The sequence below is a fragment of the Methylobacterium sp. GXS13 genome (genome assembly GCF_001455965.1).
Taxonomy (GTDB): domain Bacteria; phylum Pseudomonadota; class Alphaproteobacteria; order Rhizobiales; family Beijerinckiaceae; genus Methylobacterium.
The window spans coordinates 1-5,530 of record NZ_LKKO01000097.1 but is presented as its reverse complement, the minus strand read 5'-3'; the positions used below and the strand labels follow the sequence as shown (position 1 = coordinate 5,530).

Genomic DNA, 5,530 nt, shown 5'->3' with positions numbered 1-5,530 from the left:
TGTCCTGCTGGACGGGCTGGCGTACCTGGTCCTGCTGCTGCTCGCCGGGCTGGCCTGCGGGATGCGGGTGTACCGGCTCCCGGACCGACTGTGGTGCAAGACTACCGCCTGGCTCACCCGACAGACCACAAGACCACGACGGTCGTAAGTCAGGTGCCGATGCCGGCCGACGGCAGAAAGCCCTGATCGACGCGACGGGCGCCCGAATCGCTGAGCTTATGGCCCGCTGACGGGAAGTTCGGCGCGGTGATCGCCACGGAACCCGCCTCGAGAGCCGGGGCTTCTCGGTGGAGAGGGAGACTGGGCCGATGAAGATGCCACCGAGCGAGGCCGGACCGGCCTCTGAGCACCGGAGCCTCGGCCAGCGCCTCTTCGCGCGCCACGGCTCCACCGCGATCCTGACGGCGGTGTTGCTCGTGGTGGTCGGCTGGATCGGAATCCTAGGCTGGGCGGTGACGCGGCTGCTCGGCTGAATCCAGCTCGACCCGATACGGCCGGGCGCTCTCATCGGGCATCAGTGGGGCGTCGCGGCAGAGCCGCCAGAACTCGATCAGACCAGCGGAATAGGCGGCGAGGATCACGGCAGCCCAGTGCATGATCGTGTCCTCTCCAGCGCCATCGGTGCACGTTCGTGCACGCGAAAGCTTGACGTTTCCTCACCAGGCTTATCGAGCTGCTTGGTTTAGGCAATATAATGGCATACCGTTCCCACTACACTAGGCAATGTGCTTTTATTTTGCGCAATTCGGCATTATGGCTGAACTGCATCGGCTTATGAGGGTGCCGCTTGGCGTCTTCTCGCGCTGATCAGCGAATCGCCGGCGCTCGATCCGCCGGTCTGGACCGCACCCAGCGGTCATGCCGGCCCACCCCGGCCGCGGGCGAGAGCCGCCGGCGTGGCGTCCCTCTCCGGGAAAGCCCCGAGATCGACCACCACGATTTCCGGCGGTATGCCCAGGCGCAACGGTCGGCCCGCCACGAAATGGGAGCCGAGCCCCGCCGAGACGATCAGGTCGCGCCCCGCCTCGACCATGTGGCCATAGGCGTAGCGCAGCCCGTAGCGGGATGGGATCCATGGCGACCAACCCAAGATCCGCACCTGACCGCCATGCGTATGGCCCGACAGGGTCAGCGCGATCCGGGGGTCGAGCCCGGTGGCAAACAGATCCGGCTCATGCGCGAGCAGGATCGCGGCTCCCTCCGCGGGCACATCCCGGAGTGCCTGCGCCAGCATGTCCGCCCTCTGCCGGTCGAGGCGTACCGGATCCAGGGCGCGGCCGGGTGTCGCCTCACTCTCGAGTCCGACCAGCCAGAGCGGGTCGGGGACATCGAGGCGCACGCCGATGTTTTCCAGGAACGTGATGCCGGCCGCGCGCAGGGCCTGCTCGGCGCGGGTCGGGCCGGGGCCGCGCCGGAGCGCCGCGCGATCATCCCCCCAGTCGTGGTTCCCTTGAATGGCGTACACCCCCTTCGGCGCCCGCAACCCACGCAGGAGATCGGCCACCGTCTCGAACGGGACGGCGCCCCGGCTCTGGGATCCGTAATCCCCCAGCAGCACTGTGACGTCGGGGGCGAGCGCGTTGGTGCGCGCGACGACATCGGCGATCGCATCCTCGCCCATGCAGCGGGGATGGGCGTGGAAATCCGTGAGCACGGCGATCCGCAACGTCAGGCCGGCCGGCCATCGCGGCGGGCACAGCCGGTAATGCGTGACCTGAACCCGGTGGGGCTCGAACGCCGTCGCGTAGCCGGCGCTCGCGAGGCTCCCCGCCGCCGCACAGGCGGCAACGAGGGTCGGTCGGGACAGGAGCGTGCGACGGGTCAGCATCAGGGACGGCTCGGCTCGGATCGCGGCCTGCGTAGCACGGCCCGGCGTCCCGTCCGGCATCGGCCCCATGAGACACCGACGCCCGTCGCCTACGCGGAGCGCCGATCCGACGGTGCGCGTGCTTCTGCCGCGATAGGTCTCCTGAGAGGCCGTGCCGGACTGGCCATCATCGCAGCCGCCGATCCCCGCGCCGGGCCACACGCCCAAGCCGAGATGGCCCTATCGGATACGCGCAAGACTTATGGTGCGGCTGGGCAACCGCGATGTCCCCCGCCTCGTCGTGTTGCGTAGAAGCGATATCGCCGCCATCCGATCACGACAGAACACACGATCGTGGTTCGTCGATCTGGCACGGCTTCGCGCCGACACGCAAGTACCGGATGGCACGCGTGTAAGGTGCTGCCGGGCATGTTTATTACCGCGCATGAGATCTTGACTGTCTTAGGTCTATGGGTATGCCGCCTGTATGGGCCGGTGCTGCGCAGATTACCCATGATGCCGCGATGGAAGATTTTGAATTCGCTATCAAATAAGTATTGATCCGAGAAAAATAGCATGCCATGAGTTTTTCAGTTCGCGGGCAAGCGTATCTTTGCGGCCCAGTATTGACTTCATGCGCGCCGTCTCTTCCATCGAGCCGTCGACCCGCGGGTCGGTCCTCGACCGTCGTTCCATCGCCTTGGCGAATGCCCGGTGGTTTCGGGCGATGGCGTGGCGCGCCCTGCGGGATGGCGCCCCGAAGGGCGAATTACGCGCCGCCAATGCGCGCGCGGCCGCCCGCATCGCCCTGGGCCAAGCAAGACGCGATGCTCTGGTCAATCGCCTGGTAACCGACGCCCTGGCGATGCGTGACTGATCCGCCGCGGCGCTGAAGATTGCTCTGTCCCGGTGGTGACCGCGCCTGGCGATCTCCAGCGTCCACATCCGTTCATGGGTCATGCCCGGACGAAGCATCGTCTGGCGTGCTGGCGAATACCGTCAAGCAACACACCATGCCCTCGGGCTTCAGCCTTCATATTCGTGACGCCGCGTGCGGGCCCACGTGAGGGATCATGATGGTCGTCATGATCGAAAGTCGCGCTTGGTTGCGCGCCTCGCCGAACACGCGTCGTTAACGCTCAATGAACTCCCGTGCCGACAACCGGAACGGATCACCGCCTCCCCCGTAGATGCCCCGAGGTGTGACGAAGGTTGTGCCGCCAGGAGTCAGTGATGGACGACGATCTCGAAGCGCGGCATCTCGATATGAGGCACTTAACGGCCAATATCGTGGCCGCCTATGTTTCTAATAATCATGTTCAAGTCTCAGAATTACCTAAGCTTCTTGCTGGCGTCCATGCTGCCGTGCAGGCCGCCGCGCAGGGGCATGCCGCGGCGCCTGCGGTTACGGGGGGCCCGGTCGAGAAACCGTCTGCCGCCGAGATCCGGCGCTCGGTCGGCCGCGATGCCTTGATCAGCTTCGAGGACGGCAAACCCTACAAGACCCTGAAACGGCATCTGACCGGCCGCGGCCTCACGCCGGAGCGTTACCGCGAGAAGTGGGGGCTGCCGCGCGATTATCCGATGGTCGCGCTGGATTATGCCGAACGGCGGTCGGCCCTGGCGAAGGCGATCGGCCTTGGGCGACCGAGTGGCGGGTCCTCAGCCCGGAACGAACCGGAGGGCAGTCCGATGGGGGCGGAGCCCAAGGCGCACCGCCGGACGAAATCGGCCTGATCCGGGTTTTGGCCCAAGGCCGCGGCTTCCCTCGGCGCGATGATCCTCACGGGCGCGGCGGCCGGAGCCAGGACCGCGCAAGACGGGAAGGCGCGGCGGGCGACGGCACGAGCGCGCTGTTCGCGCCGCGGCCTGACGCACACCAGGCGTCCGGCCGCGCCGGCTGACACGGGTGGGGAACCGTGAGGGATTTCGCGGGAGAATGTCGCCCGATCGGCCCGCGCGTGATTGTGTCGCTGACTCAGGCGGTCGGCGCACCGAGAATTGCGATCGGGGACGTCGGACTGGTATTCACCCGCTCGATGCCGAACGAGAGATCGATGCCCCCGGCACGCGCCACCTGTCGATCCTGCGGCGAGCCGATCCGCGCGGGCACGACCTATTGTGTTGCGTGCGCGACGCGTCAGGCCGACAGCGACGCTGCCGGTTTCGATCGCTGGCTCGCGATCGTGTTCAGCGGTGCAGGCATCCTCGTCGTGGTGCTGGCCGCTTATATCGCCGCCCGCTATCTCAACATCCTGGCGTGACCTCATGCGCGCCGCCCCATCGGTGAGGACGGCCCTGCCCGAGCATCCTGCCAGCCGCAGCGCCCTGTAGGACGGGGCTTTCGCCCACCCGCCCGGTGAAGGCCGCGACGGGCCCGTGGCGGCGTCGAGGCGCCTCGTCGTCCGGCGCCAGAGCCGGCGCCCGCGTATCCTTCGCCTTAAGAACAGGTCTCGTCCGCCCGTGGCTGCGCCGAAATATGTACGCCGCGGCCCGAGAGAGCCACGCTATGCCCAGGCATACCCTGTCTGGGAACTGTGGGGTCTGCAGGATGGCTCGGCGATCGATTCTAGTCTTGGCGTTCGGCCTCGCGTCATCGGCCTCGTGGGCCACCGGCGACATCGCCGTGGACATGGCGATGATCTCCAACGGCGATCTCAGGGTCTTCGGCACCTTGGCGCCGCCGCATGCCGCCAGCGTCGTCCTCGACGACAAGTTCGACACGCGGGCGGATCAGGACGGGCGCTTCGCGTTCCGGATCCCCTATCATCCGGAAACCTGCGTGGTGACGCTGAGATCGGAGGCGGTCAGCCGCCAGGCCGTCGTCGGCTATTGCGCCCGGCCGGCCGTCGCGAAGCAGGCGGCGGCGCACCCGGCCCCGGTGATGCTGGCGGCGAACACGCCCAGAGGCGAGATCGGCCCGCGTGGCCCGCAGGGCGCTGCCGGTCCGCAGGGACCCGAGGGGCCGCAGGGCGAGCGCGGCGCCAAGGGCGAACCGGGCCCGGCCGGTTCCATCGGACCGCCCGGTCCCGTCGGACAGGTCGGCCCCAAAGGCCCGGCGGGCGAGCGCGGCGACCGTGGGCCGGCGGGACCGGCTGGCCCCGAGGGCAAGGCGGGAGCGTCCGGCATCACCCTACGGGTTCAGGTCGAGGAATGTGCCGCGGGCGGCCGATGCGTCGCCACCTGCACCGCCGAGGAATTCGCCGTGAACGGCACCTGCAGCGGCGGCGAACGCCCTGCCATGGACGAAAGCAGCATCTACTGCTTGGCCATGGGGGCGGCCCCGACGGCCATGAAGGCCCGGGCGATCTGCGCGAAGCGATGAACCGGGAAAACGCGCGGCTGCGCAGGGTTTGGGTCGGCCCGGCCGCTCGCTGACCGGGCGCCGTGCCGATGGATTCGGGGCTGGCGCGAGACCGCTCGCCGGCGCCCCGAGGATCCGCAGGGCGAGCATTTCGGCGTTCGCCTCAGGCAAGTGATGCGATCGGTCGCCACCCGACAAGGGTTTCGGCATGTCTCGTCGCGAACGCGCATGGCCCGGTCGCCGCACGGGGCCGGTGCGTCAAAAGCTTCGTTTACGACCGTCGCGGTCTTGTGGTCTGTCGGGTGAGCCAGGCGGTAGTCTTGCACCACAGCCGGTCCGGGAGCCGGTACACCCGCACCCCGCAGGCCAGCCCGGCGAGCAGCAGCAGGACCAGATACGCCAGCCCGTCCAGCAGGACG

The 5,530-nt window shown here is 68.2% G+C and carries 6 protein-coding genes; 5 read left to right on the top strand and 1 reads right to left on the bottom strand.

Features of this window, described 5'->3' with window-relative positions; all coding sequences use genetic code 11:
* Positions 1 to 308 precede the first annotated feature (308 nt).
* Positions 309 to 473, top strand: coding sequence for a hypothetical protein (locus tag AO398_RS28885; RefSeq protein ID WP_160329361.1), 165 nt, complete (start codon positions 309 to 311; stop codon positions 471 to 473).
* A gap of 383 nt (positions 474 to 856) precedes the next feature.
* Here the strand turns inward: AO398_RS28885 and AO398_RS26395 are convergent, their stop codons facing one another.
* Positions 857 to 1,828 carry a metallophosphoesterase gene (locus tag AO398_RS26395; protein WP_152997669.1) on the bottom strand — a complete coding sequence of 324 codons (972 nt, stop codon included), beginning with the start codon at positions 1,826 to 1,828 and terminating at the stop codon, positions 857 to 859.
* Between the two features lie 613 nt (positions 1,829 to 2,441).
* Between AO398_RS26395 and AO398_RS26390 the strand changes: the two genes are divergently transcribed.
* The 4 genes from AO398_RS26390 (at position 2,442) to AO398_RS26375 (ending at position 5,132) form a co-directional block, all read left to right on the top strand.
* Entirely contained in the window at positions 2,442 to 2,684 is a 243-nt protein-coding gene (locus AO398_RS26390) for a hypothetical protein (RefSeq protein ID WP_058195178.1), read from the top strand.
* Positions 2,685 to 3,040: 356 nt separating this feature from the next.
* On the top strand, positions 3,041 to 3,544 hold the full coding sequence (locus tag AO398_RS26385; RefSeq protein WP_058195176.1) for a MucR family transcriptional regulator: 504 nt from the start codon (positions 3,041 to 3,043) through the stop codon (positions 3,542 to 3,544).
* Between the two features lie 182 nt (positions 3,545 to 3,726).
* Positions 3,727 to 4,071 (top strand): TraR/DksA C4-type zinc finger protein, encoded by a 345-nt coding sequence (locus tag AO398_RS28655; protein ID WP_152997668.1) that lies wholly within the window; start codon positions 3,727 to 3,729, stop codon positions 4,069 to 4,071.
* A 311-nt stretch (positions 4,072 to 4,382) separates the two neighbouring features.
* Positions 4,383 to 5,132: a collagen-like protein gene (locus AO398_RS26375; RefSeq protein WP_058195172.1), complete on the top strand. Its 750-nt coding sequence runs from the start codon at positions 4,383 to 4,385 to the stop codon at positions 5,130 to 5,132.
* The last annotated feature ends 398 nt before the right edge of the window (positions 5,133 to 5,530 follow it).